The following is a 1,858-nucleotide window of genomic DNA, read 5'->3' as shown; positions in this document are numbered from 1 at the left end:
GCGGGCTGCCGGCGGGCCGCGTCGGGCACGGTGCGGCGCGCGGGGCGTCACCGAGCGTGCAGGCCGTCGACCAACCGCGCCAGCGCGGAGGCCAGCGCGGTGAGACCCGGGCCCGCCGGGCCGCCCGGCTCCGTCATGTACACATCGCGCCGGACCTCGATCATCAGCGCGGACACGCGGCGGTCGCTCCCGTAGTGCTTCAACGGGACGTACGTACCGGGGAACGGGCTGTCCAGCGCCGTCCCCCCGAATCCGGCGAACGCCTCCCGCGCCACGGACAGCAGCTCCGCGGGGGTGTGGAAGCCGTCGGTGCCCAGGCAGACCGGCGGACGGGGGCCCGCGGCGTGCAGTTCGTACGGGAGCGCGGCCGTGGGGTAGGAGTGGACGTCGATGACGACCGCCCGCCCCGTGGCGGCGAGCCGCTCGTCCACCGCCGCCGTCATCGCCCGCGCGTACGGGTGGAAGTAGCGGTCGAGCAGCGGTCGCGGATCGGACCCGGGAGCACGCAGCCGGGCGCCGTGCGTGGTGTGCGTGTAGACCGCCCCCATGCCGACGGCCGTCATCTCCTCCCGGTCGTCGGGGAACCTCTCCGGGTCGACGACCAGCCGCGACAGGCCGTTGACGAACCGCCAGGGGGCCGTCCCGCAGGACTCGGCCGCCATGGCCGCCAGCTCGGCCGTGTGGGAGTCGGTGATGTGGTCGAGCTCCGCGGCGAGCGACGCGTCGTCGAGCACGATGCCGCCGCGCACCTGCTCGGGCACGGTCCGGGAGGAGTGGGGGACGTGCAGGAGCACCGGCGAGCCGGCGGCCCCGGCGAGGAGCTGGAAGGGAGTGGCGGCGGACATCGACGGCGGTTTCCTTCGGTACCTGTGCGGGTGGGCGTGCGTGTGCGGGGCGCCCGGCCCGGCGGACGCCCTCGCGGGCGGCCCGTCCGGGCCGGGGGTGAGTGCGACGAAGCGTAGCCGTGCGGGCGGTGGGGCCGTCCCGGCATCCCCGCCGCTCACTTCCCGCACAGGGTCGGGCCGCACCGGAGCGGATCCGGCGGGAGGTTCCCGACCTGCTCATCGCCGTCGCCCGTCACCGGGGTGCCCGTCACCGCCCGGCGGCCGAGGGCCGGTCGGTCAGGCCGCCATGGCGAGACGGCCGGTGGGGACGGCGCCGGCCGCCGTCCCCCCGGCCGCCTCGGCCCCTGCCGCTTCGTCCTCGCCGGCCGCTCCGGTCCCGGCCGCCGGCCCCGGCGCCTGCCGGGCGAAGACCACGACGCGGAGCAGCGCGAAACGGCCGACTCCGGCGAGCGCCGAGGCCGCCAGGTAGACACCCTGCTCGGCCAGCGCCGTCGGAGCGGGGCGCACGGAGTGCAGGAGGAGGAGCGCTCCCGTGGTGAACGCGTAGGACACGGCCACGGTCATCCCGGACTGCAGGTGCACGCCCCACCCCCTGCGCTCGCTCCGGAACGAGATCCTGCTGTGCAGTTCGGTCGCCACCACGGTCGACACCACGGTGATCACGGCGTTGGCGACGACCATCGGCAGCGGACCGCTCAGCAGCACGAGTGCCCCGCTGCCGGCCAGTCCCACTCCGCCACCGCAGACGACGAAGCGCACGAAAGCCGCCAGGAGCGAGTGGGCCTCGGGTGCCGGCCGGTCGTGGAGCAGCGGTGCGGGGGCGGTCACGGGAGGAGCCTCCGGGGTCGGGAACGGTGCTCCGATTCCACCCCACGACCGGGGAGTGGCACATCCTCCGCACGACCCGGCCGGTCCCCGCCCAGACCGGGGACTGGCACGCCTCGACCATGCGGGCACCGTCCTCCCGCCGGACGGTGAAGCGGTCCAGCGAGGCGAGCCCGGCCTTCATCACC

2 protein-coding genes are annotated in these 1,858 nt (G+C 76.0%); both read right to left on the bottom strand.

Features of this window, described 5'->3' with window-relative positions:
* Positions 1-47: 47 nt before the first annotated feature.
* Positions 48-845: an N-formylglutamate amidohydrolase gene (locus ABZ371_RS32255; protein ID WP_358686425.1), complete on the bottom strand. Its 798-nt coding sequence runs from the start codon at positions 843-845 to the stop codon at positions 48-50.
* Between the two features lie 276 nt (positions 846-1,121).
* A complete protein-coding gene (locus tag ABZ371_RS32250) occupies positions 1,122-1,673 on the bottom strand; it encodes a hypothetical protein (RefSeq protein ID WP_358686423.1) in 552 nt (183 codons plus the stop codon).
* Positions 1,674-1,858 lie beyond the last annotated feature (185 nt).

Origin of the sequence: Streptomyces sp. NPDC005899, assembly GCF_040629645.1 — a bacterium.
Classification (GTDB): domain Bacteria; phylum Actinomycetota; class Actinomycetes; order Streptomycetales; family Streptomycetaceae; genus Streptomyces.
This window is presented reverse-complemented; position numbering and strand designations above follow the sequence as displayed.

Bases quoted from the DNA above. Each gene is read 5' to 3' on its own strand.
- ABZ371_RS32255 (WP_358686425.1), bottom strand. From the start codon at position 845: ATGTCCGCCGCCACTCCCTTCCAGCTCCTCGCCGGGGCCGCCGGCTCG.